Origin of the sequence: Streptomyces sp. PU-14G (assembly GCF_041028275.1) — a bacterium.
GTDB lineage: Bacteria > Actinomycetota > Actinomycetes > Streptomycetales > Streptomycetaceae > Streptomyces.
On the sequence record NZ_JASKYT010000166.1, the window covers coordinates 1 to 15,348 of the forward strand.

15 protein-coding genes are annotated in these 15,348 nt (G+C 72.4%); 8 read left to right on the forward strand and 7 right to left on the reverse strand.

The window, feature by feature from the left end:
- Positions 1-44 precede the first annotated feature (44 nt).
- From AB8Z75_RS19735 to AB8Z75_RS19750, 4 genes are all read left to right on the forward strand, one after another.
- Positions 45-677, forward strand: coding sequence for a GntR family transcriptional regulator (locus AB8Z75_RS19735; RefSeq protein WP_369203810.1), 633 nt, complete (start codon positions 45-47; stop codon positions 675-677).
- A gap of 10 nt (positions 678-687) precedes the next feature.
- The gene (locus tag AB8Z75_RS19740) at positions 688-1,398 is read left to right on the forward strand and encodes a DsbA family protein (protein WP_369203788.1); all 711 of its coding nucleotides are present in this window, start codon (positions 688-690) and stop codon (positions 1,396-1,398) included.
- Positions 1,399-1,703: 305 nt separating this feature from the next.
- Positions 1,704-4,388, forward strand: coding sequence for a pyruvate dehydrogenase (acetyl-transferring), homodimeric type (gene aceE, locus AB8Z75_RS19745; protein ID WP_369203790.1), 2,685 nt, complete (start codon positions 1,704-1,706; stop codon positions 4,386-4,388).
- Positions 4,389-4,391: 3 nt separating this feature from the next.
- The gene (locus AB8Z75_RS19750; RefSeq protein ID WP_369203792.1) at positions 4,392-6,008 is read left to right on the forward strand and encodes a 2-oxo acid dehydrogenase subunit E2; all 1,617 of its coding nucleotides are present in this window, start codon (positions 4,392-4,394) and stop codon (positions 6,006-6,008) included.
- 178 nt (positions 6,009-6,186) lie between these two features.
- Here AB8Z75_RS19750 and AB8Z75_RS19755 read toward each other — a convergent pair whose 3' ends face one another.
- The 4 genes from AB8Z75_RS19755 to AB8Z75_RS19770 all read right to left on the reverse strand — a co-directional run bounded on the left by AB8Z75_RS19755 (position 6,187) and on the right by AB8Z75_RS19770 (position 8,736).
- On the reverse strand, positions 6,187-6,702 hold the full coding sequence (locus AB8Z75_RS19755) for a histidine phosphatase family protein (protein WP_369203794.1): 516 nt from the start codon (positions 6,700-6,702) through the stop codon (positions 6,187-6,189).
- 148 nt (positions 6,703-6,850) lie between these two features.
- Positions 6,851-6,985 (reverse strand): hypothetical protein, encoded by a 135-nt coding sequence (locus tag AB8Z75_RS19760; RefSeq protein WP_369203796.1) that lies wholly within the window; start codon positions 6,983-6,985, stop codon positions 6,851-6,853.
- Between the two features lie 288 nt (positions 6,986-7,273).
- A complete protein-coding gene (locus AB8Z75_RS19765; RefSeq protein WP_274709432.1) occupies positions 7,274-7,390 on the reverse strand; it encodes an SGM_5486 family transporter-associated protein in 117 nt (38 codons plus the stop codon).
- A gap of 17 nt (positions 7,391-7,407) precedes the next feature.
- The gene (locus tag AB8Z75_RS19770) at positions 7,408-8,736 is read right to left on the reverse strand and encodes a CynX/NimT family MFS transporter (protein WP_369203812.1); all 1,329 of its coding nucleotides are present in this window, start codon (positions 8,734-8,736) and stop codon (positions 7,408-7,410) included.
- 182 nt (positions 8,737-8,918) lie between these two features.
- Between AB8Z75_RS19770 and AB8Z75_RS19775 the strand changes: the two genes are divergently transcribed.
- Positions 8,919-9,641 carry a FadR/GntR family transcriptional regulator gene (locus AB8Z75_RS19775; protein WP_369203798.1) on the forward strand — a complete coding sequence of 241 codons (723 nt, stop codon included), beginning with the start codon at positions 8,919-8,921 and terminating at the stop codon, positions 9,639-9,641.
- 24 nt (positions 9,642-9,665) lie between these two features.
- Here AB8Z75_RS19775 and fabI read toward each other — a convergent pair whose 3' ends face one another.
- Both fabI and fabG read right to left on the reverse strand, forming a co-directional pair.
- On the reverse strand, positions 9,666-10,436 hold the full coding sequence (fabI, locus tag AB8Z75_RS19780) for an enoyl-ACP reductase FabI (protein WP_369203800.1): 771 nt from the start codon (positions 10,434-10,436) through the stop codon (positions 9,666-9,668).
- Positions 10,437-10,440: 4 nt separating this feature from the next.
- Positions 10,441-11,145 (reverse strand): 3-oxoacyl-[acyl-carrier-protein] reductase, encoded by a 705-nt coding sequence (fabG, locus tag AB8Z75_RS19785; RefSeq protein ID WP_114016956.1) that lies wholly within the window; start codon positions 11,143-11,145, stop codon positions 10,441-10,443.
- Positions 11,146-11,375: 230 nt separating this feature from the next.
- Here fabG and tyrS point away from each other — a divergent pair, with 230 nt between their 5' ends.
- The 3 genes from tyrS (at position 11,376) to AB8Z75_RS19800 (ending at position 13,867) form a co-directional block, all read left to right on the forward strand.
- On the forward strand, positions 11,376-12,803 hold the full coding sequence (gene tyrS, locus AB8Z75_RS19790) for a tyrosine--tRNA ligase (protein ID WP_369203802.1): 1,428 nt from the start codon (positions 11,376-11,378) through the stop codon (positions 12,801-12,803).
- A gap of 239 nt (positions 12,804-13,042) precedes the next feature.
- Entirely contained in the window at positions 13,043-13,420 is a 378-nt protein-coding gene (locus tag AB8Z75_RS19795; RefSeq protein ID WP_369203804.1) for a DUF3099 domain-containing protein, read from the forward strand.
- A 192-nt stretch (positions 13,421-13,612) separates the two neighbouring features.
- The gene (locus AB8Z75_RS19800; RefSeq protein ID WP_369203806.1) at positions 13,613-13,867 is read left to right on the forward strand and encodes a hypothetical protein; all 255 of its coding nucleotides are present in this window, start codon (positions 13,613-13,615) and stop codon (positions 13,865-13,867) included.
- Positions 13,868-14,014: 147 nt separating this feature from the next.
- On the opposite strand, the gene moaA is transcribed toward AB8Z75_RS19800, so the two are convergent.
- Positions 14,015-15,004, reverse strand: coding sequence for a GTP 3',8-cyclase MoaA (gene moaA / locus AB8Z75_RS19805; RefSeq protein ID WP_369203808.1), 990 nt, complete (start codon positions 15,002-15,004; stop codon positions 14,015-14,017).
- Positions 15,005-15,348 lie beyond the last annotated feature (344 nt).

The window sequence follows — 15,348 nt, forward strand, 5'->3', positions numbered from 1 at the left end:
TGCCGACCACCGCACGGCCCGGACGACCGGACCCGGCACCCCGCCTGACCCGCGCCCCCCTGCACCAGCAGATCCGCCGATTCGTCCTGGACGGGCTGGTCACCGGGCGGTGGGGGCCCGGCGACCGGATCACCGAGCGCGGCGTGGCGGAGGAGCTGGGGGTGAGCCAGGCGCCGGTACGCGAGGCGCTGCGCGTGCTGGAGACCATGGAGCTGGTCGAGTGCGCCCCCAACCGCGGCGCCCGCGTACGGGAGCTGTCCCTGGAACAGCTGCGGGACGTCTACCAGGTACGCGCGGCGCTGGAGCGGCGGGCGGCCGAGCTGGCCGCCCAGCGCCTGGCCGGGGACGTGAGCAGCCTCGAGGAGCCCATGCGGGCCATGGCGAGGGCGGCACGCGACGGCGATACCGACGACCAGATCGAGCACGCCGTCGCCTTCCACCGCGCGATCGTCCACGCCTGCGGTGTGCCCGTGCTGATCCGGCACTGGGAGTGGCTCGGCGTCGAGGCGTGGACGCGCCTGTCGCTGCGCCGGCTGCGCACGGGACTGCACGAGAACGCCGAGGACCACGAGGCCATCGTCGAGGCGCTGCGCCGGCGCGACCCCTACCTCGGGCGCCTGATGGAACTGCACGTCACGGACTACGCCCGGTTCGTGACGGAAACGCACGGCTCATGACTGGAGTGACATGACACGCACCGCGGACCCCCGCACCACGACCCGGCCCGGGGTCATCACCGTCTTCAGCGACATCTGGTGCTCGTTCGCCCATGTGGGCGTGCACCGGCTGCACGAGACCAGGGAGCGCCTGGGCCTGACCGAACGGGTCGGTTTCGACCACCGGGCCTTCCCGCTGGAGCTGTTCAACGACGGACCGAGCCCGCGCCCGGGCACCGACTCGGAGGTCGGCGGCGTCGCCCGCGTCGAGCCCGGAGCGGGCTGGCAGATGTGGCGCGCACCCGACTGGAAGTTCCCCTCCTCCTCGCTGCCGGCCCTGGAGGCGGTGCAGGTTGCCAAGGAGCAGGGCCTGGCGGCCTCGGAGGCGCTCGACCGCGCGCTGCGCAGGGCGTTCTGGGCGCAGAGCCGCTCGATCGGCGCCCGCTCCGTGGTGCTCGCGGTGGCGGCGGAGACGCCGGGCGTGGACGCCGACGCCGTCGCCCGCGGCCTGGACGACGGGCGGGCCAGGAAGCTGATCGCCGAGGACCACGCCTGCGCGGTGGAACACCGCGTCGAGTGCAGCCCGCACCTGTTCCTGGCGGACGGCTCGGACTGGGCCAACCCCGGCGTCGCGGCGCGCTGGCACGGTCCGTACGGCACGGGTTTCCCCGAGGTCACGGAGGACGATCCGGGGGCGTACGAGGGCATCCTGCTGCGCGCCGCTTCCGCCGGGCAAAAATGATCGATCATTACTCATCTACTTGCGGGTAACCGTTGACGGACGAGGTGAGCGCCCCTGATTCTGGATAGCGGATAACAACTTCCAGTAAGCGACATCCGCGCCGCCCGCCGTACGCCTCGCGCGACGCTTCCCGGACGTCGCACCGCTCCCCCGGCGGCTGCCCGCACCCGCGCCCGCGCCCCACCAGCACCCACCGTGTCCCGCGACCGCGCCACCCGCCGCCCCGCGAACTCCACGGCGGCCCCGCTGCCAGGTACCGGGCCCACCACGGCCCCGCCACGAACGAAACGAAGGGTTCGATCCACGTGTCCCAGCTCGACCAGCTGCCCGAAAAGGACCCGGAGGAACTCGCCGAATGGCGGGCCTCCCTCGACGGAGCGCTCCAGGCAGTCGGCCCCGACCGGACCGGCCACCTCCTGCGCCGTCTCCTCGAACACGCCCGGAACGCGGGCGTCGGCATGCCGCACCTGTTGGAGACCCCCCACGTCAACACCATCCCCACGGCCGAGGAGCCGGAGCCGCCCGGAGACCCGGAGCTGGAGGCCCGCATCACGGCGTGGAACCGGTGGAACGCCGCCGCGATGGTCACGCGCGGCAACGAACGCGGCGGACTGGGCGGCCACATGGCCACCTACGCCTCGGCGGCCTGGCTCTACGAGGTCGGCTTCCAGCACTACTTCAAGGGCAAGGAGGGGCTGGGGGCACCCCCGGCGGTAGCTGAGGGAGGCGGCTCGGGCGACCAGCTCTACGTCCAGGGCCACGCCTCCCCCGGCATCTACGCCCGCGCCTTCCTCGAAGGGCGCCTCACCGAAGGCCAGCTCGACCGGTTCAGGAACGAGGCGGGCGGTGACGGGCTGCCGTCCTACCCGCACCCGCGCCGCCTGCCGTGGCTGTGGGAGTTCCCCACCGTCTCCATGGGCCTGGGCCCGATCTCCGCGATCTACCAGGCACGCTTCAACAACTACCTCACCAACCGGGGCATCAAGGACACCTCCGCCTCGCACGTGTGGGCCTTCCTCGGCGACGGCGAGATGGACGAACCCGAGTCGACCGCAGCCCTCGCCCTGGCCGGGCGCGAGCAGCTGGACAACCTCACCTTCGTCATCAACTGCAACCTCCAGCGCCTCGACGGCCCCGTCCGCGGCAACTTCAAGATCGTCCAAGAGCTGGAGGCCCAGTTCCGCGCCGCCGGATGGAACGTCATCAAGTCCCTGTGGGGCTCCGCGTGGGACCCGCTGCTGGCTGCGGACACCGACGGTGCCCTGGTGCGGCGGCTCGGCGACGTGCCGGACGGCCAGTTCCAGACGTACGCCGCCCGCGACGGCGCCTACATCCGCGAACACTTCTTCGGTGCCGACCCCGCGCTGAGCGCCATGGCCGCCTCGTACAGCGACGACGAGCTCGCCCGCATCGTCGGCACCTCACGCGCGGGACACGAGCCCCGCAAGGTGCACGCCGCCTACCGCGCCGCGCTCGCCCACCGGGGCGCGCCGACCGTGATCCTCGTCCAGACGGTCAAGGGCTGGACGCTGGGCCCCGGCTTCGAGTCCCGCAACGCCAACCACCAGATGAAGAAGCTGACGGGCAAGCAGTTCCGCGCCATGCGCGACCTTCTCGAACTGCCCATCCCCGACAGCCGGCTCGGCGACGACCTCGTCCCCTACGCGCACCCGGGACCCGACTCGCCCGAGGTCCGCTACCTGCAAGAGCGCCGCGCGGCCCTCGGCGGTCCCGCGCCCGCACGCCGCGTCGTGCCCAAGCCGCTTCCGCAGCCCGGCGCCAAGGCGTTCGACGCGCTGAAGAAGGGCTCGGGGACCCAGGAGATCGCCACCACCATGGCGTTCGTGCGCCTGGTCAAGGAGCTGATGCGGGACAAGGAGACCGGCAAGCGCTGGGTGCCGGTGGTGCCCGACGAGGCCCGCACCTTCGGCATGGAGTCGCTGTTCCCCTCCGCAGGCATCTACTCGCCGGCCGGCCAGAACTACGACCCGGTCGACCGCGACCAGCTCCTGTACTACAAGGAGGCCAAGGACGGTCAGATCCTCAACGAGGGAATCACCGAGGCCGGTTCCGTCGCCTCCTTCACCGCGGCGGCCACGGCCTACGCGACGCACAGCGAGCCGATGATCCCGTTCTACATCTTCTACGCCATGTTCGGGTTCCAGCGGACCGCCGACCAGTTCTGGGCGCTCGCCGACCAGCTCGGCCGCGGCTTCGTCATCGGCGCCACGGCCGGCCGTACGACGATGACCGGCGAAGGCCTCCAGCACGCCGACGGCCACTCCCAGCTCCTCGCGTCGGCCAACCCCGCCTGCCGGCCGTACGACCCCGCCTTCGCCTACGAGGTCGCGGTCATCGTGCGGGACGGGCTGCGCCGCATGTTCGGCGACGACCCCGCCGGGCAGGAGAATCTCTTCTACTACCTGACCGTCTACAACGAGACGAAGGTCCAGCCGCCGATGCCCGAGGGAGAGGGCGTCGAAGACGGCATCATCAAGGGCCTCTACCGCTTCCGCGAGGCGGACGGCGCCCCCAAGGACGCCCCGCGCCTCCAACTGCTCGCCTCCGGCACCGCCATCCACTGGGCCCTCGGCGCGCAGCGGCTGCTCGCCGACGAGTGGGGCGTCGCCGCCGACGTGTGGTCGGCGCCCTCCTGGACCCTGCTGCGCAGGGAGGCGATGGAGAGCGAACGGGAGGGCCGTCTCCCCTACGTCAGCGGGGCCCTGTCCGGCGCACGGGGCCCCGTGGTGGCCGTCAGCGACTGGATGCGCGCCGTACCCGACCAGATCCGGCCCTGGGTCGCCCAGGACTGGCTCTCCCTGGGCACGGACGGCTTCGGCCTCTCCGACAACAGGGACAACGCACGCCGGTACTTCGGCGTCGACGCGGAGTCGATCACCGTCGCCGTCCTGCGCATGCTCGCGGGACGGGGCGAGGTCAAGCCGGAGACGCCGCACAACGCGGTGCGCCTCTACGGGCTGGAGGGCTGAGGGATGGCACGGGAAGCACACGAGGTGGTGCTGCCGGAACTGGGCGAGTCCGTCACCGAGGGCATCGTCACCCGCTGGCTCAAACAGGTCGGTGACGAGGTCGAGGCCGACGAGCCGCTGCTGGAGGTGTCCACCGACAAGGTCGACACCGAGATCCCCGCCCCGGCCTCCGGCACCCTGCTGGAGATCACCGTCGACGAGGACGAGACGGCGGAGGTCGGCGCCAAGCTGGCCCTCATCGGCACCCCCGACGAGGCCCCTCAGCAGAGCCCTCAGCAGGGGACGCAGCCCGACTCCCGGCCCGGCTCCCGGCCCGACTCGCAGCCGGATCCGGCGCAGGGGCCGGGCTCGCAGCCTGGGCCGGCGGAGGGGCCCGGCTCGGCGCAGGAGCCGTATCCGGCCCCCGCCGCGACCGCGGCCCCCACCGCGGCGCCCGCGAACGCGAACCCGGCCGCGAGCCCGAACGGGAGCCCGGCCGCGAGCCCGAACGGGGGCTCGAACGTGAGCCCGAACACGGGCGTTGGCCCGGCGGCACGGGAGGCGGGTCCGGGCGCGGAGCCAGGCGCCGGGCCGGCGGGCCGGGGTGCCGTCTCCCAGACGGGCTCGCAGGGCCCGGCGGGCGCGGTGGACCCGGTGGGCGCGGGCTCCGCTGCTCGGCCGGCGAGCGAGGGCTTCTACGCCACTCCCATGGTGCGCAAGCTCGCCCGCGAGCACGGTGTGGACCCGGCCTCGGTCGCGGGCACCGGCGTCGGGGGACGCGTTCGGGCGCAGGACGTCACCGCGGCGGCTGAGGCCGCCCGGCAGCGCTCCGTGCCGGTCAGCAGCGCCGCGGCCCCATCCGCACCACCCGCCCCTCACGTCTCCGTCGCGGAGGGCCGGCCCGCGTCGGGCGCCTCGCCGCGCGGCACGACGGTGGCGATGGACCCGTCTCGCCGGGCCGCGGGCGCCGCCGCGATGCGTGCGCTGCACGATCAGGCGCAGCTGACGACCGTCGTGGAGGTCGACGTCACCGAGGTGGCACGGCTGCGTGCGCGGGCGGCGGACGCCTTCGCTGCCCGCGAGGGCGTCCCCCTGACCATGCTGCCGTTCCTGGTGCTGGCCGCGGCACGCGTGTTGAAGGCGCACCCGGCCGTGCACGCCAGGATCGACGAGGGCGAGGGCACGGTCACCTACTTCGACACCGAGGACATCGCCTTCCCGGTGGACACCGAGCGGGGTCTCGTCAGCCCTGTCCTCCGGGACGCCGGCGGGCTCGGACTCGCGGGGATCGCGCGCAGGGCCTCGCAGCTGACCGCCGACGCCCGGGCGGACCGGCTCGGGCAGGACGCCACGACGGGGGCCACCTTCACGGTCGGCGAGCTCGGGGACCGTGGTGTGCTCTTCGAGACCGCCATCGTCCCTCCCGACCAGGCCGCCGCACTCAGCCTGGGCACGCCGGTGGCGCGCCCCGTGGCCGTCGCCGATCCGCAGGGCGGGGACGTGCTGGCGGTGCGCCGCCTGGCCCACCTCGCTCTCTCCTACGACCACCGCCTGGTCGACGGAGCCGACGCGGCCCGCTTCCTCGCCGCGGTCAAACAGGTACTGGAGAGTGGCTCGTTCGCCGCCGAGCTCGGCCTGTAGGCGGCCCGGCTCCGCCACCGGCCACGGCCTTCGACGGCGTGCGGGGCCGGCGGAGCCGGGGCGCGGGAGCGGACGAGAGCGCCGCGGCACTCGGCGGAGTGCCGCGGCGGCTCAGAACTCAGGGCTCAGGGCTCGGGGCTCAGGGATCGGGGCTCAGAACCCAGAGCTCGGCCGCGGCTCACTCGTGCGGGGACCAGAAGTGGGTGAGCTCCGCGCGGCCCGCCTCGAGGGACTTCCAGGAGCCGGTGAACCGCAGGACGGCGACGGCCGCGGTCGGAAAACCGCGTGCCATCCGCTCCTGGGCGTCGTGGTCGGCGCTTCCGGCGAGTACGTCGGCGACGGACTGCATGCCGGGGTTGTGGCCGACGATCAGCAAGTCCCGTACGTCGTCGGCGACTTCGTTCGCGACTTCGATGATCGCTCCGGGCGGCGCGTCGTACAGCCGCTCCTCGTAGACCGTTTTGGGGCGCTGCGGAAGGTGGGCGACGACCAGTTTCCACGTCTCGCGGGTGCGGGTCGCCGTGGAGCAGAGGGTCAGTTGCGGGGTGATGCCCTGCCCGGCGAGCCACTCGCCCGCTGCGGGGGCGTCCAGGCGACCGCGCTCGGCGAGGGGCCGCTCGTGGTCCGCCACCTGCGGCCAGTCCGCCTTGGCGTGCCGGAGAAGGACGATCTTGCGGGGCACATCGACGCTCATGTTTCCCAGCTTCGCACGAAACGCGGTGCCGGGCGCGGGGTGTTGGACGGTTCGTCCCGGGGTGGGTGACGGACGGTGATGCCGCGCCGCTGTCCACCTCGGGGCGGGCCGTGCGGGCCGTGCCACGTCAGCCCGGCAGGCTGGCGTCTCAGCCCGGCAGGCTGCTCCACAGGTGGACGAGGAAGGAGACCAGCGGGCTGCCGACGGTCTGCTCGGCGGCGTCCGCCCGGCCGGCGCCGAGCAGGAGGACGAGCAGCAGCGCGAAGCCGAGTGCCGGAAGCACGACCCCCCACCACGGCAGCCTCGTCTGTACGGCACGCGCTGCTGGGCGCGTCCGGCTTCCGTCTGTCATGCCGTGCGCGGGGGCCGTCATGGGGCTCGCCTCCGGGTTCCTCTGCTTCGTGTCGTCGCCGTGCTGCGACGGTACGGAGCTTCGGGGGGCCACCCCATCCGGTGACCCACCCAGTTACCCCTGAGGACAGCCCCCTAGGGGACCGGGGGCTGGGTACACCCCCGCGGCGGAAGGCCGCACGTGGGGCACGGTGGAGCCGGAACCTGAGCCGGAGCCGGGTCAGGGGGAGGCGATGCTGGCGATCACCCCGATGACGACCGTCACGGCGATCATCGCGCCGAAGATCATCAGCAGCTTCTTCTGCGGTTTGGGGGGATGCGGTTCGAGGACTGGCATGTGTGCCAGTGTCCCACTCAGCGTCCGTCCTCGATGACGCGGTCCCTGCCCGCCAGCAGTCCGCTGGCCATCTGCGCGACCATCAGTGCCGCCATCAGCACCAGGGGCATCCGCCAGTCGCCGCTCAGATCGTGCAGGGAGCCGACCAGCAGCGGTCCTGGTATGGAGAGCAGGTAGCCGGTGCTCTGCGCGAAGGCCGAGAGCTTGACCACTCCGGCGCTGGACCGCGACCGCATGCCGATCATGGTGAGCGCCAGCGGGAACGCGCAGTTGGAGACGCCCAGGACCACCGCCCACAGCCACGCCCCCGAGGCGGGGGCCAGCCACAGGCCCGCGTACGCGATCAGACCGCAGACGCCGAGGGCCAGCACCAGCGGGCCCTGGTGCCGCATCCGGGCGGCCACCTTCGGCAGAACGAAGGAGAGAGGGATGCCCATGCCCATCGTCACCGCGAGCATGACACCGGCCGCGGAGGCGGAGACCCCGGCGTCGCGGAAGATCTGCGGCAGCCAGCCCATCGTGATGTAGGCGGCGGAGGCCTGGAGCCCGAAGAAGACGCCGAGCCACCAGGCGGTGGGCGACTTGACGATGCGCAGAGCGGGCGCCTTCGGGGCGGGGACGCCCGTGCCGGCGCGGGAACCGTCCTCGGGCCGGCGTCCCGCAGCGGGCGCCTCGGTCGTCGGCGCACGCTCCGCGCCGCGGCGCGTGCGCTCCTCGGCCTCGCGACGGGCCTCGCCCTCGGCCGCCTCCTCGGGGACGGCCTCCTCCTCGGCCTGCGGCTCGGGGCCCCGGGCCGAACGGTCCCGGGTGATCAGGAGCCACGGGATGACGGCGAGGACGCCGAGCACCGCCCAGGCCCCCAGTCCGGCACGCCAGCTGCCGCCGAGGGCGTCCGTCAGCGGCACGGTGACGGCGGCTGCCGCGGACGTGCCCATGGACAGCGCCATCGAGTAGAGCCCCGTCATGGAGCCGACGCGGTCGGGGAACCAGTGCTTGACGACGACCGGCATCAGCACGTTGCTCACCGCGATTCCCGCCAGGGCGAGCGCGGTGGCGGCGAGGAAGGTGGCGGTGCCGCCCGCGAAGGGGCGCAGGGCGAGCCCGAGGGTGACCGCGACCATGCCGGCCAGCACGACGGCGGCCGGACCGCGGCGGCGGGCCAGCCGGGGCGCGAGGCCGCCGAAGAGCGCGAAGCAGAGCGGCGGCACGGAGGTCAGCAGCCCCGCGACGGCGCCGTTCATGTGCAGCGCGTCGCGGATCTCCTCCAGGAGGGGCCCGAGCCCGGAGATGGCGGGACGCAGGTTGAGTGCCGCGATGACGAGCCCGACGGCGACGAGGCGGAGCATCCAGCGGGATGCCACGGGAGCGGAGCCGCCGGGTTCGGGTGGCGGCGCCGGGGTGCCGGCGGGGTGTGCGGGGTCGGGACGCTCGCGTACGCCGGTGGTGCCGGGTCCGTGGTCGGGCTCGTGTGGGGAATTCCTGCGGTCGTCGTCTGCCATGGCCATGAGGTCCATCATAGAATCATGGGATGAATCGCGGCCAATCCCTTCCCCCCTCTCCGTCGCGCGGCTCGGCTCCCCCGCTGTCCGCGCCCCAGCGAGCGCCGCTGGCCGACCAGGTGATCGCCACGCTGCGGCAGCAGATCGCCGCGGGCCAGTGGCCGGTGGGCAGCCGCATCCCGACCGAGCCCGAGCTGGTCGAGCAGCTGGGCGTGGCCCGCAACACGGTGCGCGAGGCGGTGCGGGCACTCGCCCACAACGGGCTGCTCGACATCAGGCAGGGCTCCGGCACCTACGTTCTGGCCACCAGCGAGCTGGCAGGCGTGATGCACCGGCGTTTCGCGGGGACCGACCTGCGGCACGTGGCCGAGCTGCGCTCCGCGCTGGAGACGGCGGGCGCCAGGCTGGCGGCACGGCGGCGGACGGACGCCGACCTCGCACAGCTCGACGGGCTGCTGGCCCGCCGGGAGACGGCGTGGGAGTCGGGGGAGGTCGAACGCTTCATCGACGCGGACCAGAGTCTGCACATGGGCGTCGTCGCGGCGTCGCACAACGAGGTCTTCAGCGCGCTGTACGCGGACCTCGCCGAAGTGCTGCGCGCCTTCCTGCGGCACGACGTGGGAGAGACGCTGCGCCCCGAGGGCTACATGGACCACGCGCGGCTGCTGGAGGCCATCCGCGCACAAGACGCGGAGGCCGCCTCCGAAGAGGCGGCCTCCCACACGGCGGAGTGGAGCCGCGGGGTGCTGTAGCGCCCCGCGGTCCGGGAGCGGGGGTCAGGCCCCCATCATGTGCACCCCTCCGTCGACGTGCACGATCTCGCCGGTGGTCCGCGGGAAGAAGTCCGACAGCAGGGCGGCGACGCCGCGTCCGGCCGGCTCCGGGTCCGACAGCTCCCAGCCGATGGGCGCGCGGTGGTTCCACACGTCGGCCAGCTCCTCGAAGCCCGGGATGGACTTGGCGGCCATGGACTTGATGGGCCCGGCCGAGACGAGGTTGCAGCGGATGCCCTTGGGGCCGAGGTCGCGCGCGAGGTAGCGGTTGGTGGACTCCAGGGCCGCCTTGGCCACGCCCATCCAGTCGTACTTCGGCCAGGCGATCTGCGCGTCGAATGTGAGGCCGACGACCGAGCTGCCCTCGTGCATCAGCGGCAGGCACGCCATCGTGAGCGACTTGAGCGAGTACGCCGAGATGTGCACGGCCGTGCTGACGTCCTCCCAGGCCGCGCCGAGGAAGTCGAAGGCGCCCTGCGGGCCGAAGGCGATCGAGTGGACGATGCCGTCCACCCGCGCGTCCGCGCCCCAGTGCTCGCGGATCTTGTCGGCGAGCCCGTCCAGGTGCTCCTGGTTGCCGACGTCCAGTTCGATCACGGGCACGGCCTCGGGCAGCCGCTTGGCGATCCGCTCCACCAGGGAGAGCCGGCCGAAACCGGTCAGAAGGACCTCGGCCCCCTGCTCCTGGGCGACCTTCGCCGCGTGGAAGGCGATCGACCCGTCGGTGATGACGCCGGTGACAAGGATGCGCTTGCCCGCCAGGATTCCGCTCATTGTTTCAGTGACCCATGCCCAATCCGCCGTCGACGGGAATGACGGCTCCGGTGATGTACGCGGCCTCGTCGGACGCCAGGAAGCGCACCGAGGAGGCGACCTCGGCCGGTTCGGCGTAACGGCCCAGCGGTACCTGCTTGACGAAGTCGGCCCGCTGCTCGTCGCTCAGCGCGCGGGTCATGTCGGTGTCCACGAACCCGGGAGCGACGACGTTGCAGGTGATGTTGCGGGAGCCCAGCTCACGGGAGAGCGAGCGGGCGAAACCCACCAGACCGGCCTTGGAGGCGGCGTAGTTGACCTGCCCGGCCTGCCCCATCAGGCCGACGACCGAGGAGATCAGCACGATACGGCCCTTGCGGGCGCGCAGCATGCCCCGGGAGGCGCGCTTGACCACCCGGAAGGCGCCGGTGAGGTTGGTGTCGAGGACGGAGGTGAAGTCCTCCTCCGACATCCGCAGCAGCAGCTGGTCGCGGGTGACGCCCGCGTTGGCGACCAGGACCTCGACCGGCCCCTGCTTCTCCTCGATCTCCTTGTACGCCTGCTCCACCTGCTCCGGCTCGGTGATGTCGCACTTGACGCCGAGGAAGCCCTCGGGCGGCTCTCCGGAGCGGTAGGTGACGGCGACGTTGTCGCCCCCCTCGGCGAAGGCGCGCGCGATGGCGAGGCCGATGCCGCGGTTCCCTCCGGTCACGAGCACTGAGCGGCTCACTGTGTGACCACCCTTCCTGCTGCTGTCACTGTCCAACACGGTCTGTCGCAAACAGAACCTATCCGGCGGCGCTGCTCGGCGAGCACGCGGGCACGGACAGGGGCGCCGACAGCGACCTGTGGAGTCCCTACAGAAACCCGCGCCCCGGGCGGCGGCCGAGGACATGCGCACCGGCGGCGGCGCATAGACTTCGCCTGACCGTTTTCAGTACCCACCACCAGGACAGTGACGTGACACGCCTCGGCGACTCCGTACAGCGCGCCAGTGAGCTGCTGGCCCAGGACCTCACCTCCGACACCCACGTCGAGCAGCTGCTCGCGGAGACCGGGACCCGGCGCTATCTGGACCTGAGCGACCTGACGGGCAAGGAGCAGGCGGAGCTGATCGGGGCGCGCTCCGTGGAGCTGCTGCCCTCGGTCGACAAGCTCGCCGAGCGGATCGAGGAGCGCGCCGCACAGGGCAGGGGCCTGCACGTCAAGCTGGGCATCGACCCGACGGCCGCCGACGTGCACCTGGGCCACGCGGTGCCGGTCATCGTGCTGAGCCGCTTCCAGCGCATGGGCCACGACGTCACACTGATCATCGGCGACTTCACCGCCAAGATCGGCGACCCCTCGGGGCGCACGGCCGAGCGCCCGCCGCTGACCGACGAGGACATCGAGCGGAACCTGTCCGGCTACCAGGAACAGGTCCGCCCCTTCTTCGACTTCGAGAAGGTGCGCTTCGCCCACAACAGCCAGTGGCTCGCCCCCTACACGCTGCCTCAGCTGCTCGGGCTCCTGGCGCAGGTGCCGGTCTCCTCGCTGCTCCAGCGCGAGGACTTCCGCAACCGGCTCTCGGAGGGCTCGGGCCTGACGATGTCGGAGCTGCTCTACCCGGTCGCCCAGGCCCTCGACTCCGTCGAGCTGGCCTGCGACGTGGAGCTCGGCGGCGTCGACCAGCTGCTGAACCTCCAGATGGGCCGCCGGATCATGGAGGCGCACCGGCAGCAGCCGCAGCTGGTGGTCACCATGCCGCTGGTCGAGGGCACCGACGGGTCCGGCGCCAAGATGTCCAAGTCCAAGGGCAACTACGTGGGTCTGGGCAGCACCCCCGACGAGGTGTTCGGCAAGATCATGTCGATCCCCGACCGGCTGATGGTGCCCTACCTGCGGGCCTGGACCGAGTGGACGGACCCGGAGATCGAGCAGGCCACGGCGCGCATCGAGGCCGGCACCCTGCACCCGATGGACCTGAAGAAGATCCTGGCGGGCGAGGTCGTCTCGGCGCTGCACGGCATCGCGGCGGCCATGGCGGCCCGCGCCCACTTCGTCGCGCAGTTCTCCAAGAAGTCCTTCTCCGACGCCGGGACGCTGCCGGTCGTCGAGGTCGCCGAACACGGCGAGGAGGGCGTCGCCGCGGTGCTCACCAAGGTCCTCGGCTTCACCCCGAGCGCGTCGGCGGCCCGCCGGATCGCCAAGCAGAACGGGCTGCGGCTCATCGTCGAGAAGGACGGCCAGGAGCAGCGGGCCGTCGTGCTGCCCGAGGCGGAAGCGCTCCGGCCGCTCGCGGACGTCGCCCGGGAGGCGGTGTCCGCGCACGGGGAAGACCCGGACACCGCCTCCCGGGCGGTGTACCTCAAGGCGGGCCGCAAGGTCGCCGAGGTCCGGGGGCTCTGACCCCGGCGGGCGGGGGCCTGCCTCCGCCCGTGCCCGCCCGGAGCGGGGCTACGGCCTGGTCGCTCTGTGTGTGCCTACGCACGGCGTGGGGCCCGTCCTACCTCGTCGGCCGTAGGCCGACCGGTCGTCCGGGCCCCACGCCCCGGTCTCGTTCCTGACGCACCCTGGGCGTACCGTGGACATATCCGGATCTCCCGGCACGGCCGTGGAGAACGGGAGGTGAGCAGGTGGTGGGACTGATGCGGAAGCAGCACCAGGCGGAGGTGTTCCGGATCACCGGGGCCCGGACGGGCCTCCAGGAGGACGTGCGCGGAAGACAGCGCCGCTATGTGATCTCGATGCTCCTCCGCACGGTCGCCGTGCTCCTCGCGGTGCTGCTGTGGGACGTGGAACGGCCGCTGGCCATCGTGGCGCTGGTCCTCGGCGGCGTGCTCCCCTACGTGGCAGTGGTGATCGCCAACGCCGGCCGGGAGAACGCGCCTTCGTCGCCGTCCACGTTCGTGCCCGAGCCCCAGCACCGTGTGCTGGAGGGCTCCAACGTGACCAAAGCGGAGGGAGAGACCTCTCCGGGCGACGCCGGGCACACCCCGAACGAGAGCGCGAACGGACGCAGTTGAGGCCGCGTCGACCGCAAAGCTCAGCAAAACCTCAGATCAATCTTGCGGTTCCGGTGCACTGCGACCCTTCCCGCATGCCATACTTCATGTGCGCTCCGCATCCCCCGTCGGAGCGATGGACCGACGCCGGGCGGCTCCCCCCGTGGCTGCCCGGCGTCGCTTAATGTCCGGGCAGTGGTGGAAGATGGACGCGTGATCCCTTCCGCCTCCCCCTCCGCCGACGGGCCCGACACCCCGATCTGCTCCGCGAAAGGCTGCCGCGCGGCTGCCGTGTGGGTGCTCGCCTGGAACAACCCCAAGCTGCACACGCCCGAACGGCGGAAGACCTGGCTGGCCTGCGAGGAACACCGCGAGTATCTGTCGGAGTTCCTCGGCGTGCGCGGCTTCCTCAAGGACACCGTGCCGCTGAGCGAGTGGCAGCCGGCCGACGGCGAACAGCGGTCCTAGCCTCCCGGCCCCCTGAGGCAGGGGCGTGCCGGCCTCCTCCTACTTCCGAGGGCCGACGCTCCCGGCCCCCCGAGGCAGGGGCTTGCCGGACTCCTACCCCGATGGCCGACGCGTCCGGCCCCCTGAGGCAAGGGGCGTGCCGGACGCCTACCCCCCGATGGCCGACATCGGGCGCTGCGGCTGCACGAACGAGGGGTCGTCGATCCCCGCTCCCGCCTTCTTGCCCCACATCGCCTTCCGCCACAGCCCTGCCACCTCGGCGTCGCTCGCTCCCCCGCGCAGCGCGCCCCGCAGGTCCGACTCCTCGGTCGCGAACAGGCACGTACGCACCTGGCCGTCGGCGGTCAGCCGCGTACGGTCGCAGGCGCGGCAGAAGGGGCGGGTGACCGAGGCGATGACACCGACCCGCTGCGGGCCGCCGTCCACCAGCCAGCGCTCCGCCGGGGCCGATCCGCGCGCGTCCTCGCCCTCCGGGGTGAGGGTGAAGCGGGCCCGCAGCGAGGCCAGGATGTCCCCCGCCGTGATCATGCCCTCGCGCTGCCAGCCGTGCTGGGGGTCCAGCGGCATCTGCTCGATGAAGCGCAGCTCGTAGCCCTCCTCCAGCGCCCAGGCCAGCAGGTCGGGGGCCTCCTCGTCGTTCAGCCCCGGCATCAGCACCGCGTTGACCTTGACCGGCGTCAGACCCGCCGCACGGGCGGCGGCCAGACCGCGCAGCACGTCGGCGTGGCGCTTGCGCCGGGTCATCCGCTGGAAGGTGTCGGGGTCGAGCGTGTCCAGCGAGACGTTGACCCGGTCGAGACCCGCCTCGCGCAGCGCCGCCGCGGTGCGCTCCAGGCCGATCCCGTTGGTCGTCAGCGACATCCGGGGGCGCTGCTCCAGCTCGGCGCAGCGCGCCACGATGCCCGTCAGTCCGGGGCGCAGCAGGGGCTCGCCGCCCGTGAAGCGGACCTGGGTGACGCCCAGCTCCGCGGTGGCGATGCGGACCAGACGGACGATCTCGTCGTCCGTGAGCAGCTCGGGCTTGGCGAGCCACTGCAGGCCCTCCTCCGGCATGCAGTACGTGCAGCGCAGGTTGCAGCGGTCGGTCAGCGAGACGCGGAGGTCGGTGGCGGTGCGGCCGTAGGTGTCGAGCAGCATACTTCGCAGCGTAAGTCACGTTTGTGCGATCGGACAGCTCTCTCTCTTGATGCCTTGCACCTGCCAGGGGCTTCGCCCCTGGGGGTTGCATACGCCGTGTGGCTCCGCCTGTCTTGTCGCTTCTGGTCTTGGGCGGGCCCCCATGGTCTGTCCTTTTCACGGGGGCTGCCCACCCCCGTGGGTGTTGCCCTCTGTTGGGGGCTCCGCCCCCCTACTGATTTTTTCGTTAGTTGGGTGGGTGTGGTGGGTGGATGGTCAGGCCGGTGTGGGTGAGGAAGGACCATGGCAGTTGTGGGTTGTGGTTGATGCGGTGGATGCCCTGTTCGGTGGCGTCGGCGACATCG

Coding starts and splice junctions, on each gene's coding strand:
- AB8Z75_RS19740 (WP_369203788.1), top strand. CDS start 688: ATGACACGCACCGCGGACCCCCGCACCACGACCCGGCCCGGGGTCATC.
- AB8Z75_RS19750 (WP_369203792.1), top strand. CDS start 4,392: ATGGCACGGGAAGCACACGAGGTGGTGCTGCCGGAACTGGGCGAGTCC.
- AB8Z75_RS19755 (WP_369203794.1), bottom strand. CDS start 6,702: ATGAGCGTCGATGTGCCCCGCAAGATCGTCCTTCTCCGGCACGCCAAG.
- AB8Z75_RS19765 (WP_274709432.1), bottom strand. CDS start 7,390: ATGCCAGTCCTCGAACCGCATCCCCCCAAACCGCAGAAGAAGCTGCTG.
- AB8Z75_RS19770 (WP_369203812.1), bottom strand. CDS start 8,736: ATGCTCCGCCTCGTCGCCGTCGGGCTCGTCATCGCGGCACTCAACCTG.
- AB8Z75_RS19775 (WP_369203798.1), top strand. CDS start 8,919: ATGAATCGCGGCCAATCCCTTCCCCCCTCTCCGTCGCGCGGCTCGGCT.
- fabI (WP_369203800.1), bottom strand. CDS start 10,436: ATGAGCGGAATCCTGGCGGGCAAGCGCATCCTTGTCACCGGCGTCATC.
- AB8Z75_RS19795 (WP_369203804.1), top strand. CDS start 13,043: ATGCGGAAGCAGCACCAGGCGGAGGTGTTCCGGATCACCGGGGCCCGG.
- moaA (WP_369203808.1), bottom strand. CDS start 15,004: ATGCTGCTCGACACCTACGGCCGCACCGCCACCGACCTCCGCGTCTCG.